This window comes from Porphyromonas pogonae (assembly GCF_036320655.1).
Lineage (GTDB): Bacteria > Bacteroidota > Bacteroidia > Bacteroidales > Porphyromonadaceae > Porphyromonas > Porphyromonas pogonae.
Map to the genome: position 1 here is coordinate 2,887,577 of NZ_CP143258.1, position 17,609 is coordinate 2,905,185.

Sequence of the window (17,609 nt, forward strand, 5' to 3'; positions counted from 1 at the left end):
GTTATACAATATATCTTATTAGAATGTAACATTAACACCTACAGAGTGAGTGCGCAATAGAGGATAAGAAGAAAGACGTCCGCTGGTAGCTTCGGGGTCTACATTGATTCTCATCCTGTCGATAGTAAACAAGTTTTCAGCTGAGTAGTAAATGCGTAGGTTGCTGAGTCCCCAATTGGTGATAAGGCTTTTGGGAAGGTTGTAGCCGAACTGCAAGTTCTTGAGACGGATGAAATCAGTGCTATACAACCAGAAAGATGAGTTTACTTGTCGCGCACTGCTGGGTGAGTCTGTTCCGTAAAACAGTCTAGGCATCTTGGCATGATCCTTATTGGTTTCGCTCCATGCTTTTTTCCATATTGTGGCTGGGTGAGAAGAGTCGCCAAGGAAAGCACCTTCCACTTCGTAAGCATCATAAAGACGTGAAGCCTTGGCCTGACCACTAAACATAAGGGATAAGTCAAAGTTTTTCCATCCGGCATTCAGGTTTAGAGCGAAGGTATATACAGGCTCAGTACTGTTGCACATTACACGGTCGTCACCATTGAGCTTACCATCACCGTTGGCATCAACATAGCGCAAGTCTCCGGCTTTGAACTTACCACCGCCAAAAGGATTCCCAAACTTTGCCGTAAACTCGTCAGCCTCTTGCTGAGAATTGAAAAATCCGTCTGTTTTGTAAATATAATAGGATTTGAAGGAGTGGTTTACAGCATTGCGTATTGTACCATCGTCCATATAAGCTACGTCTCCAAGATCCAAGATGCGATTCTTATTGTATGCAAAGTTACCGGAGGCACCCCATGTCCAGTCTCCTTTGGTGTCGTTGTATGCGAGAGTCACTTCCAAACCACTGTTTCTCATGGCTCCGACGTTGTCTTTGTATGCTCCCAAAGCAAACTCACGAGGTACGCTTACGTCCATAATGATACCTGTAGTTTTGCGATTGTAATAGTCTATGGTTCCTGAGACTTTGTTTTTGAACAATGCAAAATCCAAACCGATACCCCAGTTGGTCGAGCGCTCCCACGACACGGTGGAGAGTCGGTAGTTGTCGTGTGCAAATCCGGGGCGTAGCTCTTCATTGAATGGATAAGTGGGTTTGAGACCGTACACATCAAGTGCAGGATAGAAATCTGTCAAAGCTTCCTGATTACCCAGAATACCCCATGATGCACGTATCTTCATATCACTAAGCCAGCCGGCTGTGTTTTCCATAAATGCTTCCTGTGATAGACGCCATGCAGCAGAGAATGAGGGGAAGTATCCCCAACGGTGACCTTTGGAAAAACGAGAGGAACCGTCGGCTCTCAAATTGGCTTCGAACAGATATTTTCCGGCAAAATCATAATTGATACGTCCAAACCAAGAGAGCATCTTGAGCTGGCGAGTAAATCCTTTGTTTGTTTGCGTAGAGACATCCCCGGCATCCAGGTCGGTAAGGTCGTTATTGGGAAAATTCTTACGATAGGTATGCTCTTCTTTGTAGTTATAATCTTCGGTGTGCCATCCCAATAATCCTTTGAGGTGGTGTTCGCCAAATGCTTTCTCATAGTTGAGCAGTGCGTCGAAGTTTTTACGGCTCCATATGTAGAATCGATCATCAAGGTAGCTGGGCTCGGTATCTTTGGTTGCATTGTAGCGGAAGTATTTTTGGAAATAATTGTAATTCTGCAAGTCTCCGATATACGATCCCGTAATACTGAATTTCAGTCCGTCGATAATGTCATAATCAATTTTGCCGATACCGGTAAAGTTATGATTGTCACGGTTTACTTTGAGTCCATTGTCAAGCCATGCTATAGGATTACCATCGGACACAGTGCCCCAAGTGCCGTCTGGGTATCTCGATACGATCCATGGAGCTACCAGGTTGAGCTGGCGTATGAGCTGATCTGAACTTCCTCCGAGATAAGCCGAGCTGGGATCAGAGTATTGATTCTTGATATAGGCAAGATTGAGGTGAGCGTTGAGTTTTGATGTAATCTGCAGATCCAGGTTGGTTCGTGCATTTACCTGCTCACGACTTGCATTCTTCATGATTCCTTCTTGGTTGAGGTATCCTACGGATGCCATATATCTCACCCCTTCTGTTCCTCCTGTGATATTCACGTTGTGGCGGTGCATGACACCTGTTTTATATGCCAGATCGTACCAGTTAGTATCGGGGTAGGCGGGATCATTCCCATTTTTGAACTTCTGAAGCTGCTCGGGAGTGAACTTCGGAGTTTTACCATCGGCTTCGAGTATACCGTTGAGCATGGATGCGTAATCGTATGAGCTCAACCTATCCACCAGGCAAGTGGCATTCTGAAAGCTTACATAACCGCTATACGAAACTCTGGGTTTGCCGCTCATCCCCCTCTTGGTAGTCACAAGGATAACACCGTTGGAAGCTTTGGAGCCGTAGATGGCAGCTGAAGCAGCATCTTTAAGGATAGATATGCTGGCAATATCGTTAGGGTCTAAAGCGTTGAGCGTGCCCGCTTCAACACCATCGATGAGGATATAAGGAGAAGCATTGTTGAGTGTACCTGTGCCTCGTACACGTATCTGTCCATTGTCCATACCGGGTGCCCCGTTAGTGCCGGATATGGTAAGTCCCGGAGCAAGTCCCTGTAATCCATTGGTAAGGTTTTGGATAGGCCTGTCTTGTAGCTTCTTGTTAGTTATGGAGGCCACGGACCCTGTAAGATTTTCTTTTTTCTGAGTGCTATAGCCCACTACCACCACTTCACTCAGGATTTTGGAGTCCTCTTTCATGATTACATCCATCGGTTTACCGGTGAACTTCATCGTTACAGGTTGATAACCTACGTAACTAAACTTGATCATGTCTCCTTGGATTGCTGTAATGGTAAATTTACCGTCTACATTAGTAAGACCGCCTTGTCCTGTGCTGGAAGCCACAACGCTTACTCCGATGAGAGGTTCGCCTTTATCATCTTTTACTATCCCGGTTACTTTCTCTTTTTGCGGATTCTGTATGTCATGGGATTGTACTGAGGTTACGTTAGAGGTGTTTAGTAAAGAAATGTTTGTCGTATTGCTACTGTTTGCGTATATATTTGTCGCGAATGTAGTACAAAGCAATATAGAGCAACCTACTCGGGCTACTCTTTCGAGAAACTTGCCCGAAATATCGCTGTTAGGTAGATTTTTTATTCTCATACCAAATTGTGTTTTGTTTTTTATTAGTTTGATATCTTATAAATATCCGGTTAATTTTTGTGCATGACTGATGTGATAATAAGTCTGCCCACAAGAATAAAGAACCATAATACTATGGCTTATGAAGTAAGATAATAGTCATAATTGTTTTTTAGGTTTACCACAAAATAACATTCGAAGCTATAAGTGATCTAAGGTTGACTAATCCTCAGTTCTGCACATTCTTTTATTTGCTTTTTGATGGCATATTCAGGTTTAATTTAGATGTAAATGTAGAATAATCCGTTGATTTTTGCAATTTAGAGCCTGATTATATGATTGCATTTAGGTAAATATCGGATTATATGTACGATTGTTTATAAACAATGCTATAATTAATTGGGATAAATAAAATATAACACCAAAATTTCCTTATAAAAGTAAAGATCAAGCACGCTTTATTACAATCATTTTAGATTAAATAGAAGCGCCTGTGCAATCAATGGGAATTATTGACGACACAAGCGCTTTGTAACAGACGTTTGGACTTTTACGGTCTTTTGTCTGTGATTGTAATATTAGTAAGGCTTTTTCATGAAAGTAAGAGCAAAATAGGTCTTTTGTTTGAGTTTATACACTTCTATCATAAGCCATAGGCTTTTCTGTTTATTGATGCTCAGAAAAGAATTTCCTGCGCTTTGGGGTTCAGAATAACCTTCTTTCTTAAGTAGATCAATAAATTCCTGACTGAAATTGCCCATACCACCTCCTCTGTCTGTAAAACAAAGGACATAAGGATACAAGACAACACTTTTACTCAAAGCTTTCTCGTCAAAGTAGTAACGACGGAATGGAACCGGTTGCATCGGGCTTGTGCTTACTGTGAAATCCTGATAGTCCATCCAGAGATCATCATCATATTTCAGTTCGCCCTCCGGCTGGCCTCCGTGTTCTTTCTCCCAGGCCTTGATGTCGTCGATTTTTTTACCCCATTCCATATTGGGCAATAGCAGTTTTGGGGGATATGACACCGTTATCTCTATCTCTCCTTCGGCATTTTTTGTGTTGAACTTGAGTTTTGTTTTTCCGGATTTAATGCCTGTAAACGTAAGTGATTTGTCATCGGTAAGCAGCAGTACGCTCTTATCTTCAACTTCTACATCTATAGTCTCTTTGCCATAATCTCCAAAGTTTTTGTCTAGCTCTATCAGTATCTCTCCCCCCACTAAAACCTGAAGATCCTTGTTGGTTACTTTGATCCGTTCTTTGACTTGAAGTGGAGCTTTGTAGACCTTACCTTGAATTTTATATACGATATCAGTGCTTCCCGGTTTTAGCGGCGTTACTTTGCCGCCATTGTCAATAGTCGCAATGGATGGATCGGTAATCTCCCAACTCACTGCTTTCATAGATGCTTGTGTGGGCTCCAACTTTACCTTGGCATTGAACCCTTCACCGATAAACGCTTTATAACTTTCAGGGACGAAGGTTACTTTTTCAATCGGCACAAATTCTTTGACCACTACTTTGGCTTCGGCTTTTTTGTCTTTGAGGCGTACTGTTATTACTGCTTCGCCTTTTGCCTCTGCTTTTATTTCACCATTAGCATTTACTGTAGCTACAGCCGGAGCAGAACTGCTCCATTCGGCTTGCTCTTTCTGATATTGTTCCGGTTCAATACTCAAAGTGAGTATGATTTTATCACCTGCTGTCATATTGACCTCTGTTTGTGAAAGTGCAAATTTGCTGATAGGCACTTCAGGCTCTTCATCGGTTTTGCATGACGTGAAGATAGAGAATAGTACCGGTAACAATAGTCCCGGTAAACTCAGAATGGTAAAGATTTTCTTCATGTGAATGTTGTTTTATGGGAAATAATCATGGCATCCATATTGATAATAAGATATCAATATGGTGTTTTCAAAGGTATAATAATATTTTGGTTGTGCAATAGTTGTCTTTTTTCTGGATGGATGGGGTTATTGATGTTAAAATGAAAGTTGATTAATCATCTTGGTCAAAGATCATGATAGTCAGTAGAGCTGGTATGCTTCCTAATAATATGAATAGAGTCTTTGTTGTGATTGATTTAATTTTCTTCTTCTTAAATTTGAGTTGTATGATAAGATAAATAACGGATAAAATACAACTCAGAAAAAGATAATTTCCACCTAATAACTTTAAGTGAGGATAAATTTGGTGAGATAGATGAGATGAGAAAGATAGTTCCATAGGCATCAGATAAGACTCTATCTTTTCTATTTTATCAGGTTGTAGTGTTGCTTTCATGCTATCTATCAAGCAATGACTCTTACTGTCCAGTGCATAATAAGTAACACCTGAAGGCGTAATCTTTTGGACACTCCAGTCGAAAAGATTACCTATGATGACCAGATAATCTTCTTCGGGGGCAAATGTTCCTATAGGCACTTTCTTTACTTCACAATTGGGAGCTTGTATCACGTACAGCCGGTTTTGCACATCTGTGATGAATGCATAAAACCGGCGATTGATATATTCTGTGACGAAGATATGACGGATAAAGAGTCCTTCAGGTAGGCTGATCTTTCTTATTTCAGGCATTTCGGACACTTGTCTGATTTGGAAAAGCTGATTTCTTTCATCCACTACAAAATAGCCCAGATCATATTCTTTTTCTGTCGTGAGATTTCCCGATATGTATCGGATGGGCATGTTAGCACCTTCTTTTCGTAGCTCGTGTGTAAATATCCTGCTTTTATTTTCTTTTACTTTGTTTGTCTTGATATCTATAAATTCGAGACCTGAATGCGTTACTCGGAATACATTGTTAGGCATCTTGAATTCTCCCCTCTGTGGTGCCGAATCCAATAGCGGATACAAAGCGACTTTCTTCTGGTTGATATCAATGGGGGAATGACGGAATATGAAAGCCTCTCGTTCCATCAGCGAGGGTGTTATAGGGATGCCGTGCAATGAATCGGGAAAACATCCATCTTCTTGTAATTGCCTGTAGTAAAGAGTGGGGAGGATGCTATCGAATTGCTTATCAGTGTATAGCTTCCCTTTTGAATCGGTATATTTGATGTCACCGTTTATTGAGGGCATAAACATGGCAAAGCTCTTGCTGATGCTGCTGTAGACGGTAAAGGGTTGGCTATCATCCTCCGCCCAAAGATAGAACGCAAGTTGAGGGGTCAACCAGGATAATAAGAGAAAACTCAGCGAAAACAGGATTATTTTATAGTAGCGTATCATGCGTTTACAATTGTATGGGTATGTTTGAATCAGTGGTCCTGTTCGCCATTCTTAAAATGTTGTACAGCTCCAAACGGTAGTAAAGTGAGTAAACCTAAGCATAGTAGCAAAGTAATGAGGAGGCTGTTGTATGCTTCGGGATTATTTGAGATGAATAAGATATAGATGCATGCGACTGAGAGCAATATGCCGGGCAGTCGCCTTACCCATCGCGGTTCCAGACAGATCCACGCAGTAAGGATGTAACCTATTAGTCCGGAAAGGTACCACTCCATTGTGGTGATCATAAGGCGCCATACGATCTCAGAAGCAAACACCCAACGCAATACAATGGCCATTAACAAAAAATTTACCAGGAATATAAGTGCCGTTACCGTGAGACCGGTGCCTAGCATATAGCCTATCATCTTTTGCTGATGAAAAGGAAGGTGCAGAGTGAGTTTGAGCCTTTTGTCCTGCATCTCAGGTATAAATTGGCTGAGACCTGCAAGTACTCCTATGATAAGAGGTATGTATCTGTACAGTTCTACAAAAATGACATCTCTGCTGATAGCCATTTCCCATAAAAATACAGATCCTCTGAGTCTGTAAACCGCATATAATTGGATAAACAGATAGCCTTCAAACGCAATAGATAATATCAGTGCCCAAAAGGCATATTTACGTATCTTGATCCACTCTTTAGTTATTATAGACCTAATCATCATAGTTATATTTTTAGTATTTCCCGGTAAGCCCTATGAAAGCCTCTTCCAAACTCAATTTTCTACATCTTAGGTCGGTGTGTTCTACGCCCGATACTTTGAGAATATTCTCCACCTCTTCATAGGTTAGGAAAGAGTATAATGAGGTACGTCCCTTACGGTTCTCGGCATGTAACAAGTGAGGATGCCGCAGTAATAAGTCATTGTTGCTACCGAACTCGTATTTGTGAAATGTATCAAGCAGATCACGTACGGAGCTTTGAAGGAGTATCCTACCATAATCAAGTATGATACAATCATCAATAAACTTCTCCATATCTTGTATAATATGAGATGTAACAAAGACCGTTTTGCTCTCCGCTTTGACATAGTCGTAGAGATAATCAATAAAAAGCTGCCGATAGCCGGGATCCAGGCCGAGAGAAAAATCATCCAATATGAATAGATCGGCGTTTTGTGCCAGGATAAGTCCCAAAGCAACCTGGGATCTTTGTCCACAAGACATCTTACATATCTTTTGTGTTGGTTTGATACTCATCTTACCCATCAGTTCATAGTAAATACTTGCATCCCATTCAGGATAAAACGGTGCATAAAAACGTTCTATCTGCCGGATGTTCATATAAGAATATTGAATATGCCCTTCAAGTAATAATGCTACTTTTCGGCGTGTTGTGACAGACAAGGAGCGAGCATCTTCTCCAAAGAGAAGACACTCACCTTGATATGGTTTGAGATAGCCGTTCAGCAGATTAATTGTGGTGGTTTTGCCGGTTCCGTTTTTACCCAATAACCCCAAAATACTTCCTTGAGGAACCTTAAACGACAAATTTTCGTATATCAGTCTGTCACCATAGCTGTATGCGAGATCTTTGCATTCAATCACGATATCTTGCATGAATAGGCTATTTTGTTATTATTTGATGTCATATACTACTCTGAAGCCTACATTATGTCCGCAATAATACCAAGCATTGTATGTGCGGTATTTTGAGCGACAATCCCATTTTTCACTTTGAAATGATCCTCCTCTTATGATATGTCCGCGTCCGCCTTCAGTCCATGCCGATCCATCATTGGGGGCCCCTTGGTAACCTACATCTTCGAGGTGATAGGTATCTTCGCACCATTCTCCCACATTACCGCTCATATCGTATAATCCCAGTTCATTGGGCTTCTTTTGTGCTACGGGATGTACTTTGTCTCCACTGTTTAGCTCATACCATGCTACCTCTTCAATGTCATTACTTCCGGCATATCTATATCCTTTTGATTGATTACCGCCCAGTGATGCATATTCCCATTCAGATTCACTAGGCAGACGCCCTCCTACCCATTTGGCATAAGCCACTGCTCCCGGAAAACGTATCCATCCTGCAGGATACTCGTTTTTACCCTCCTTTACAATATATTTCTTTCCGTCGAACTGGATACCACAATCGGGAGATCCGTTTTTGCCTGTATAAATCCATGAGATGATATCTTTGGGTAGTTTTATTCCTTTATCGTTATCAGGATTTTCGAGTATGGTATTGAGGAATTTGCAATATTGTTCATAAGTGACCTCTTTGGCATCTATCCGAAAATCTTTTAAAGTCACTTGATGCATAGGGCATTCATCCCGGTTTACATGCCACTCGGGAAATCCCGGCTCATCTTTGGGACTACCCATCATATAGCTTCCTCCTTTGATCATTATCGTGGGGCGATCTTTCAATGCCGGTGTAGTAAATGAAACTTCATCACTATAGGCATATTCTGTGATCGATTTTTGCATGTATGCTCTGATATAATAGGTCTTTTTCTCCTCCAGATTTTTCAATTTTGCCTTGTAGGTTGTATCATCTTTCTGTACCTCCACTCGTGTGTCCTGTATAGTGGGATTGTGTTGTGTAGAAAGTACAAACCCACATGTAGCATTCTCTGGAGTATTTTTGTTCGTAATTACAACTTGCAAAGTCACTTCTTCAAAATCTGTAGTCACCTTTAATTCCGAAAATGCGATATGCGGTTGTGGTTGTGGCTGAGGAGCCTCGTCTTGACAGCTTCCTAATGATAAAGCTGTGATGATGATGAAACTGTATTTTATAATCTTATTCATGGTATCTTTTATTTATAATCAGCAATTGGTTTGGTTTTCAATGAAGGTTTTTCGTGAGGAAGAAAGTCTTTGGTAGAGTTGTTGGTATCCACCAGAAATTTTCTGCCCTGGGGTTGCGGTTCTACCAATTTGCGTTTGATACCATATCCATATCTATTTTCGTCTAACAATATCTTGCTTACCCAAGTCCATCCCGCATCTAAAGAAGGGGTTATGGGCAACCATTGGAACTCTGTTTCTATGCTTACATTTACAGCATCTAATACCCATTCATTAGGTATTTTGTAGCAACTGTTTTCAAAGTGAGCACCATAAAAGTCATATTCATAATCATATTTATACTTTTCAAGATATTCTTGTTGGGAGATCGGAAGCTTGACCAAACCAAATGTCGTGGCTCCTTTATTGTCCAGTGACCATGCCAGAGCTGTGGCGCTATAATAGTTTATCATATCCGGGACTTGCGGATTATTGATCACTTCTGCCATGCCACTTACCTCCGCATCATACCATTCGAAATCGGCTTTGCTCAAGTCTACTGCAGATGCACATATTTTGGTATGATCAATAGCACCTTCGCATACTATGATTGATTTACCGGGCTTTACCGGATGATCGGTTCCTTTGCCGGGGATACAATAGATGGCTTTCAAAGCGATTGCTTTATCTATGATGTTTGGTTTATAATCCTGTTTGTCAATTGTCTGGAATTCTGTTTCAAAGAATGCTACTTGATCAGCATAGAGCGTTTCGTCCGAGTTATTGGTAATAATGATGTATTTATCCTCATTGTATGGTACACGGCTGGGATATATACTACCACCAATATATATTTCTTCTATCACAAAGCCCTGTGTTGATGGCCGGTACATAAATGTCATCGTTTCGGACAAGGTATTACCCGCTGTTATTTTAAAAGATATTTCACTCGTAAGAGTTGTTTCCGCAAGCTCGCCTTTCAGTTTCGTGAATTGCATATCGGCTTTTACTTTTGCCTTATAATTGCCGGGAGTCAGCTCCAATTTCAGAGTGTTGCCTTCGATCTTGTCTGTCGGTACCGATACTTCTTGACCTGTTTCAAGGTTAAGTATCTTGGCTTCTACTTTCTTGAATAAGGCATTTTTTACATCTACTGGACCTGCCAGTTTAAGTTCCAATGCCTGCGGAGTCATGTCTATAACGTCTTCTTTTTGGCATGAAGCTAATGCCAGGAAGACTAATAATAATGGGAGTAAAGATTTCTTCATTTTCTTTGATTTTGTTAGAAGTTTATTCCAAAAGATAATGAGCTTGAGCAACTTCTATTCTTGTCCGAATAGAAACGTCCCTGCACAAAGAGAGTAGTATAGAGGATCAGGTTCTTGCTCAGTTGTAGATGGAAAGATTCTGAGCAACTTATAGCCCATTGATTCGATGATATTCTGCCAAAAGTGGTGTGCAGATATCTATTTTCAAAAGGCTTTAGTAATCCGATTGGTACCGAGAGGGTGTGACGAAAACAGTGATCGTACATCACTCCAATCTCGCTACGGAGTATGTATTTGTTTTTATGCAAGGTTATCCCTGAACTCATATGAGTATTCAGATTTCCGAGCAAAAGTTTTCTGTGAGGGTACAGATATTCCATGCTGAGATGTCTTATTCCTATGCGGGGAGCTATGTCCCATGTTACGGATTTTCCTTTGGAGGCATAAGAGGCAAATACGGATGAGTGCATAGACTCCTCTGCATACATCGGCAAATGCCCTACAGGGAGGTATTCTCCTTTTGTGCTTTCACTGATGATGTTATTGCGACCTTGTTTATGACTGTACTCTCCCATTATTCCTGCGCTGAAGAAAGTGCTTGTACCATCCTTGACGTAAGCCAATCGTACCGGTAAACTATGCTTGTAATAGCTGTTGATAGGAGCTTGGTTGAGCCCGTACATAATTCTTTCCAGCACAGTGTGAGAGTAAGTGATGCTAAGATCGAATCCTTTTTTGTTGATGGGGAGCAGGTTTAGTGATGTTTGCACCGTGGACATTTCATAGCACAGATCAGACTTTGTGCCGTCAAATCTTTCGTAATGGCTCCCCAGTCCATCCATTTGCAACTCTGATATTCCGCCTGTTTCTTTGTAAAACGTCACATCGCCTCGTTGCTGATAAGCCCCGTATTTTATCGTGAGACCTATATTATATGAATCTGATAACAGGAAAGCGCCTCCTGCTTTTATGTTCAGGTCTGATACAATGTTGCGGGGACGCGGATCTTCTGTCCTATACTCCTGAGATGCTCTATAATTGACTTCCCCGCCAATACTCCATTTTACCCATTGTTTTGAATATCCGCCTTGAAAGGCATATTCCTCAGCTCTGAGGTCTCCGCCCAACGTATCAGCCAGGAAATATGGGTAAAGTATCTCTACATCTGCACTGCTGATCCAGGATAGATTCTTTTTGTGTTGGACATTATAGTGAGCTGCTCCCCATAAGTGTGTATTCTTTTTACGTTTGAGATATGATTGAGCTTCGAACAGCAATCCCTTGTGTCCCGTTCCTTGTTGATAAAAAACAGGATATTTGCTTGCTTTTATATCTCCTTTAATATAGAAAGAGGATAAGCCGGACGGATATTTGTATCCTTGTTGTGCAGGATTGCCGGTCGCCGCGGACAAGAAGCTCCTATAGCAGTCATACCTGTGCATCACAGATTGTATCAGAGTATAAGCTTGGTCTTGGGTAGCTTGCTTGCCTTGTGCTCTCAGGAGCATATTGGCACAGATTGTCGACAATAAAAGTAATATTAATCTTTTATTCATTCTTCACTCCTTTATTCATATCTTTAATTGTATGACCTCTATGCGGATGTCTTCCTTCTGTCTCAGGAAATGGATATTCTCCTTGTATCCTCTGAGTCTGCAGCTTTTTTCTACTCCATTCTCGTTATATACCATCACACCTTCTATGAGTATGATGTATATACCTTGTACGAGTCTCTGTGTTACTTGGTCAGTTGTGATGTTGTTATTGGTAAATTGCAGTTTGCTATTGATGTTAGTGCAAGTCATTTCGAGATGCAAGCGTTCCGGAAGTATTCCCTTCGGTAAGTCAAAGGCAATGGATGCTTCGCTCATGATCTCATCTTCAGTATATTCTTTACAAGAGCTCAGCCCCATGATGAGAAGAAGTATACTGTAGAGGCATAGTATATTGGTTATAGGTTTCATAGTTTATAATGTCTCTTAAATCTTAACATTCATCTCCATGCCGAAGTATGGACTCTTTCTTCGTCTTATAGTCATATCGAGCTGCTTGTAAGGTGGTGCATAATTAACTATCCTGTTTACGAAAAGGGCAATTTCCAGCTTTCGTTCAAAAAGATATTTAGTGGCTTTGAGGTTTATGTTGCTTTCCATGGGGATATGCGTTTTGGGTGATGATACATTATTTCTGCGCAGCCATTGCAAATAAAGGTCTTGTGCATCTGCTTCCGTATAGTTATGTTGGACGAACTTGCTATCAATATAGTAATTGGGATATCTTGATATCGGCAGAGATTCTGAGCTTCGCATCCACTCGCTTCCTAGTGATAGTGACACGCCGAGCCCGAGTTGTGGAATATGTGTATCTATTCTGAAATCGGTATTGAGCATTTCATATACATTACCTTCTAAATCATTGTATACTCCTACATATTTATATTCCTTGCCGTTCAGCACGATGTCGGGTCTATAGTACTGTGCCTGGCTATTGCGGTAAGTGGTCCTGAACCATCCTCCGGAAAAAGTAAAACGAGTGTAGATTTTGGGATATCTGGGAGTGTATGCCATGAATTCTATACCTCGCTTGAGTGTGCGGCTTCCGTTTGAAGTATTGGGTACAAAGGCTACATAAGACTCTTCAGAGAAAGGCAATACATTTATATCGGGGCGCTCAGTGAGATGTGCATGGTCGAGATCTTTCGTATGGAAGCGTTTGTAGGAAAGAAACGAGAGATCGGCAGTGGGTCTGAATCCGCTTTTCATATCTTCTACAAAATAGGTCATGGATAGGTTATAACCTTTCCAGCTTGCATCTACTCTTACTTCCTTTTTCAGATTTCGGGCTGGCTGTAATTTCTCGCTTTGACCCGGTATGATAAAAGTTTTGAGATAAAGCCTTCTGTAATCGGGATTGGTGTGAAAGTAGTTGAGCTCTATGAGGTCGTAATAGCTTTTTAGAGGATATAACTGTGCTATTGTGGGAGCCATGCTGTTCCAGCCTATGCCTGCGTACAATGATACTTGGAGGGGATTTCCTATAATGCTCCATGATGGGAAATCCCATTTAATATTCAATCGGGGATCACAATACACTTTTTTGTACATGGTGTATTGTTTATCAAGGTTTAAGATGGAAAGACTACGTAGCCCTGCCTGTATGGTAAGGATATTATTGCCTATGGGAACAGAGGTATTGGTTTCCGCAAATAAAGAGAGTTCATTCCCGGCAGGTATATCATGGAAGTTGATAGGTCTTATGCCCATACGAGGACTCAGAGGTTTTTCCATATCGAATAGTTCGCCCTTTCCTTTATTTACATCATATTGCCATTCTACTCCCCATATCAACTTATTTTCCACCTTATTGAAGTTAAGTCTTGACTCTCCCGTGAGCTTGGTATTTATATAAATAGGTTTACCGTCTACTGCATAATTTGAAGTATACGCTTCAGTGAGATATTTACCATCGTGTTCGCCCGGCTTCATTGTGTTGGAAAGAGGTGTTATCTCGCTGATCTCTACATATTTTACCACATCGATGCGATCGTGTTGGGTGCTGAAAGAAAAATCTAACGTAATATCCTGAAGCCATTTATTCTTGGGGTTTTGGTATTCTAATGTATGACCTACGGCAAACCTGTTGTATGACGAGCGGTAAGAGTCGATATAGCTATGCATCAGGTCTCGATCCACTTTTTCGTCGTCTATGGACAATGTATAGTCTACATTAGATTGCCATTGCAGGCTTGCATCTCCTATGTAGAAAGTTTTGGTTCCTCGTAGTGAGCCTGTGATTCTTTGGTAATTTTCGCGCACATTGCGGGGATCGGCTTTTGCCGATAAATAATCTATACCTCCCGACAGATTGAAATTTCTCCACAAGTTATTGGTTCCACTACCCAGATAAAACAACCGGCTGCTCATATCCGCTTTGAAGCGGGCTTCTATATCTTCCATGTCACGCTTACGTTTTATCTTGACGAGTCCACTGGTGAGATTGCCGTATTGCACAGAAGGTATACCCCGAATGATCTCTACACTTTTAATATTGTCAGTAGATATGGTGCGCATATCCACTCCTTTGTTGATAAACTTTCTTTTCTTAAACAGATAGTCCGTTGCACCTCGCACTACTTGCATGTTGGCATCTTCTCTTACGGGCATGTTGTCGATCAGAAAAGAAACACCCAACGATGAGGTCGCATAGTTTTCATCGCCTGTAGGAATCTCCCTGATGTGTATAGCATTGGGCACCGTAAGCAAAGGATCCCGAGATCTACCACCGGGAAGTAACTGTATAATATCTGAAAAACTTGAGGGTTGCAGGTGCCGCATGGCATCCTTGTTGATCACGGAAGCACTGCTCATCCCTTTGGATTCTGATGCAGTGATCATCACTTCATTGAGCATTGTATTGTCCGGAGTCATATACACTACCATACGTTTATTGCTCTGGGGGAGTATCTCTTGAACTATCTTTTTATACCCTACATAGGTTACCATCAATGTATGTTTCTTGCCACTTGTCAGTTCTATTGATAACTCTCCATCCTTGTTACAGCTATATCCTTTGCCTCCTTTGTCGTCATATATTCGCAAAGTTGCATAGGGCAGTGGATCTTTGGTGTTTTTGTCAAGGATTTTCAGGCTGTAAACTACCGTGCCGGGTTGCTTGCCCATAAGAGACGTGCAGAGTAAAAGCAATATTCCAAAAAGAGAGCACTTGGCGATTATATTCATTAGGTTAGTGGTTATAAAGTCTGTTTATCACAGGTTCTTAGCTCATAATAGAACCACAGTGTCATGGCCACAAATTTATTTTGAAAAGAAAGTTCTGGCAATCATTCTTATTAGGTAATATGATCTCGAAACATCACAATAAATGAGTATAATTTATTTCTACATGATAGGTTAATTGCAGAAAAAGATCTCATCTATGCAGTTGAATCAATTGGTTATCAGAGATGATACACAGTCTGTCAAAAAGAATACTCCTTCTCTCATTAAAGCATATCTATCACAGGTTCTTGCTGCAACTTATCACTTTAATTAATAGATAGTTTGGATAGATTGGCATGAATAGTTATTGCCATACCAACGATCCATTTGTGTGATATTTTTTTGAGTACTCTTTCTTTTTGTCAATTTAGGAGGTATCCGGTTGTCGACAAATAAAATCCAGCACGGTACCTTATTGACAGCATTACGATGTTTAATATGTCATTTATTTCTTTTTAAGCGAAATTATCTTTCTTTTTGATTTACACAAAAACTATCGTAATGAGTATTTCTGTATTGTAACATACTTGTTCTATTCTTTTAACTAAGATATCATCTCTTTATAACTACATTTCGAGACTCTCTTAACTAAGAAAATTCAGTCTCTTAGTTAAAATAAATTTGTCTTACAGTTAAGAAAGTGTCGTGGTTTAACTAAGGAAATAGGCTCTTTTAGAAAAAGTAAAAAAAACCGCAAACAGTACTATGTAAGCATCTGTTTGCGGATATTATGTGGATAAAATAAATTTTTCTACTCTATTTTGACAGTTTGATATTTTAGGGTTACGACTGTAAATTGACAATATGTAAGTTCTGCACTTTGCTTCAGTCTATGGTGGTAGCTCACACAAAAATATTTGTGTGCAATCCGTAATATCCTGTTATAAGCTGATCCATTCATATCTGAGTTTTTATCAAAGCATTTGTAGTTCCTATACCCACAAAGATACAACATCGCATCCCCCTTTGTCAAGAGGTATCACGCTTTTTTGTCTACAGTATATCCGAAAATACTGACCCCTATAGATTAAACGTCTGCTTTTTATGATGACAATATTATCTAGAGGTAGCATAGAATTCTAAATTTCTGGCATACATTGAATTGGATATCTCCATCGTTCATGACGGTATCCCGTAGAGGACAGGCTATACTTTGTATAATCCGACCGAAGTAGCCTACACAAAGACATTTTCTTCTGTTTTTAACTTCACCCTTTCACGAGCCTGATAGAGGCTCATTAGGTAATTGTGTACATTACTTCGGCTCTCATCTTATACATTTCAAAGGTTCAGATAAGGTAAATATCACTTTAAGCTCTATGCCAGAGCTAAGTCTATTCTTCTCCTTGATCAAGAATTTTCCGGCTTAGCTTTACTCAATAGCAATAAAGGATATAAGACAACTTATACTGTAATTAAGATTTAGCTCAAAAAGCTTTTTTCTGAGGTATTCTTTTTATGTATGAGATAATTTATGTCTTGGATATCTTTATTATGCTAGAATTTGTTTTCAAAGACAGAACCGTCTTTTACATAGGTTCCTTGGAAACTGATTGGAATTCCGAAATCATCAATTGTTACTGGCTTATTTATATACTCCATAATAGCTGAGAGTGGATTACCGTTTTTTGATTCGGGAAGTGACAAGCGACCTAAAACTGTTATTTTAATATTTGAATTTGACAGGATAGCTTTGCTTCTGTTACTAAGGTTAGCCTTACTTTCTAAAGCCTCTTGGATTGCACCTTTTAAGTCAGAACTCGGTATATCAGCTTCTACTAACATCGTTATTCTCTTTCCAAATATCAGAGATGATACATAGATCAGTTCATCTACTCGCTTTATTACTTCAGGGTCTTTGCCGTGTAATTTTCCATCATCTGGATAATCCATTGATATGTCGAAAAAGCTTTTCTTGATATCTACGACCACACAAGTCTTATTTAGCTTAGCATTTTGTGGAATCCCAAAAAACGTTTCCAAATTCGTTGTTTGGCCAAATAGCAATGAGAGATAATCATATGAACTTATATCTCTTGAGGAATAAGAAAATCCGGCGATTGATGTTATTTCCCCCTTTTCGATTACACTTTCACGTATAACCTTCATCATATTTTCATATGAAGGTATAATAGCGATCAGAGTTAAAATATCAAGCCACTACCCTCTTCTCCAAACGAACATGCTTCAGTGCTGACGTCTTCATGCAAAAACATTATCTCAGCCCCTCTTCCCTTTACCAAAAATGTAAAGTCCATTACCATATTCTAAACGTTCTTTGTGGAGAAACCATACCATTCCTTCAAACAAGGGTAAAAAAGTTATCCACAACGACAGCATCATTGTGGATAATTATATATTGGGCAGTCCTAAACTGTGGATAACTTGTTCA

At 40.2% G+C, this 17,609-nt stretch carries 11 protein-coding genes; all 11 read right to left on the reverse strand.

Going from position 1 to position 17,609, the window contains the following annotated elements; translation table 11 throughout:
• Positions 1-18: 18 nt before the first annotated feature.
• Entirely contained in the window at positions 19-3,171 is a 3,153-nt protein-coding gene (locus tag VYJ22_RS11510) for a SusC/RagA family TonB-linked outer membrane protein (protein ID WP_329904246.1), read from the reverse strand.
• Positions 3,172-3,728: 557 nt separating this feature from the next.
• The gene (locus tag VYJ22_RS11515) at positions 3,729-5,003 is read right to left on the reverse strand and encodes an Ig-like domain-containing protein (RefSeq protein ID WP_329904247.1); all 1,275 of its coding nucleotides are present in this window, start codon (positions 5,001-5,003) and stop codon (positions 3,729-3,731) included.
• 151 nt (positions 5,004-5,154) lie between these two features.
• Entirely contained in the window at positions 5,155-6,387 is a 1,233-nt protein-coding gene (locus VYJ22_RS11520; protein WP_329904248.1) for a DUF4857 domain-containing protein, read from the reverse strand.
• Between the two features lie 29 nt (positions 6,388-6,416).
• Positions 6,417-7,094, reverse strand: coding sequence for a hypothetical protein (locus VYJ22_RS11525; protein ID WP_329904249.1), 678 nt, complete (start codon positions 7,092-7,094; stop codon positions 6,417-6,419).
• Between the two features lie 10 nt (positions 7,095-7,104).
• On the reverse strand, positions 7,105-7,989 hold the full coding sequence (locus tag VYJ22_RS11530) for an ABC transporter ATP-binding protein (protein ID WP_329904250.1): 885 nt from the start codon (positions 7,987-7,989) through the stop codon (positions 7,105-7,107).
• Positions 7,990-8,007: 18 nt separating this feature from the next.
• Complete coding sequence (locus VYJ22_RS11535; RefSeq protein ID WP_329904252.1) at positions 8,008-9,192, reverse strand: formylglycine-generating enzyme family protein; 1,185 nt, start codon at positions 9,190-9,192, stop codon at positions 8,008-8,010.
• Between the two features lie 8 nt (positions 9,193-9,200).
• Entirely contained in the window at positions 9,201-10,439 is a 1,239-nt protein-coding gene (locus VYJ22_RS11540; RefSeq protein WP_329904253.1) for a DUF4876 domain-containing protein, read from the reverse strand.
• A gap of 14 nt (positions 10,440-10,453) precedes the next feature.
• Positions 10,454-11,995 carry a DUF6850 family outer membrane beta-barrel protein gene (locus tag VYJ22_RS11545; RefSeq protein ID WP_329904254.1) on the reverse strand — a complete coding sequence of 514 codons (1,542 nt, stop codon included), beginning with the start codon at positions 11,993-11,995 and terminating at the stop codon, positions 10,454-10,456.
• 15 nt (positions 11,996-12,010) lie between these two features.
• Positions 12,011-12,403, reverse strand: a complete 393-nt coding sequence (locus tag VYJ22_RS11550) for a hypothetical protein (protein ID WP_329904255.1) — start codon at positions 12,401-12,403, stop codon at positions 12,011-12,013.
• A gap of 15 nt (positions 12,404-12,418) precedes the next feature.
• Positions 12,419-15,118: a TonB-dependent receptor gene (locus tag VYJ22_RS11555; RefSeq protein ID WP_329904257.1), complete on the reverse strand. Its 2,700-nt coding sequence runs from the start codon at positions 15,116-15,118 to the stop codon at positions 12,419-12,421.
• 1,596 nt (positions 15,119-16,714) lie between these two features.
• A complete protein-coding gene (locus tag VYJ22_RS11560; RefSeq protein WP_329904258.1) occupies positions 16,715-17,329 on the reverse strand; it encodes a thiol-activated cytolysin family protein in 615 nt (204 codons plus the stop codon).
• Positions 17,330-17,609 lie beyond the last annotated feature (280 nt).

Coding starts and splice junctions, on each gene's coding strand:
- VYJ22_RS11540 (WP_329904253.1), bottom strand. CDS start 10,439: ATGAAGAAATCTTTACTCCCATTATTATTAGTCTTCCTGGCATTAGCT.
- VYJ22_RS11520 (WP_329904248.1), bottom strand. CDS start 6,387: ATGATACGCTACTATAAAATAATCCTGTTTTCGCTGAGTTTTCTCTTA.
- VYJ22_RS11510 (WP_329904246.1), bottom strand. CDS start 3,171: ATGAGAATAAAAAATCTACCTAACAGCGATATTTCGGGCAAGTTTCTC.
- VYJ22_RS11530 (WP_329904250.1), bottom strand. CDS start 7,989: ATGCAAGATATCGTGATTGAATGCAAAGATCTCGCATACAGCTATGGT.
- VYJ22_RS11550 (WP_329904255.1), bottom strand. CDS start 12,403: ATGAAACCTATAACCAATATACTATGCCTCTACAGTATACTTCTTCTC.
- VYJ22_RS11545 (WP_329904254.1), bottom strand. CDS start 11,995: ATGAATAAAAGATTAATATTACTTTTATTGTCGACAATCTGTGCCAAT.
- VYJ22_RS11515 (WP_329904247.1), bottom strand. CDS start 5,003: ATGAAGAAAATCTTTACCATTCTGAGTTTACCGGGACTATTGTTACCG.
- VYJ22_RS11535 (WP_329904252.1), bottom strand. CDS start 9,192: ATGAATAAGATTATAAAATACAGTTTCATCATCATCACAGCTTTATCA.
- VYJ22_RS11560 (WP_329904258.1), bottom strand. CDS start 17,329: ATGATGAAGGTTATACGTGAAAGTGTAATCGAAAAGGGGGAAATAACA.
- VYJ22_RS11525 (WP_329904249.1), bottom strand. CDS start 7,094: ATGATGATTAGGTCTATAATAACTAAAGAGTGGATCAAGATACGTAAA.
- VYJ22_RS11555 (WP_329904257.1), bottom strand. CDS start 15,118: ATGGGCAAGCAACCCGGCACGGTAGTTTACAGCCTGAAAATCCTTGAC.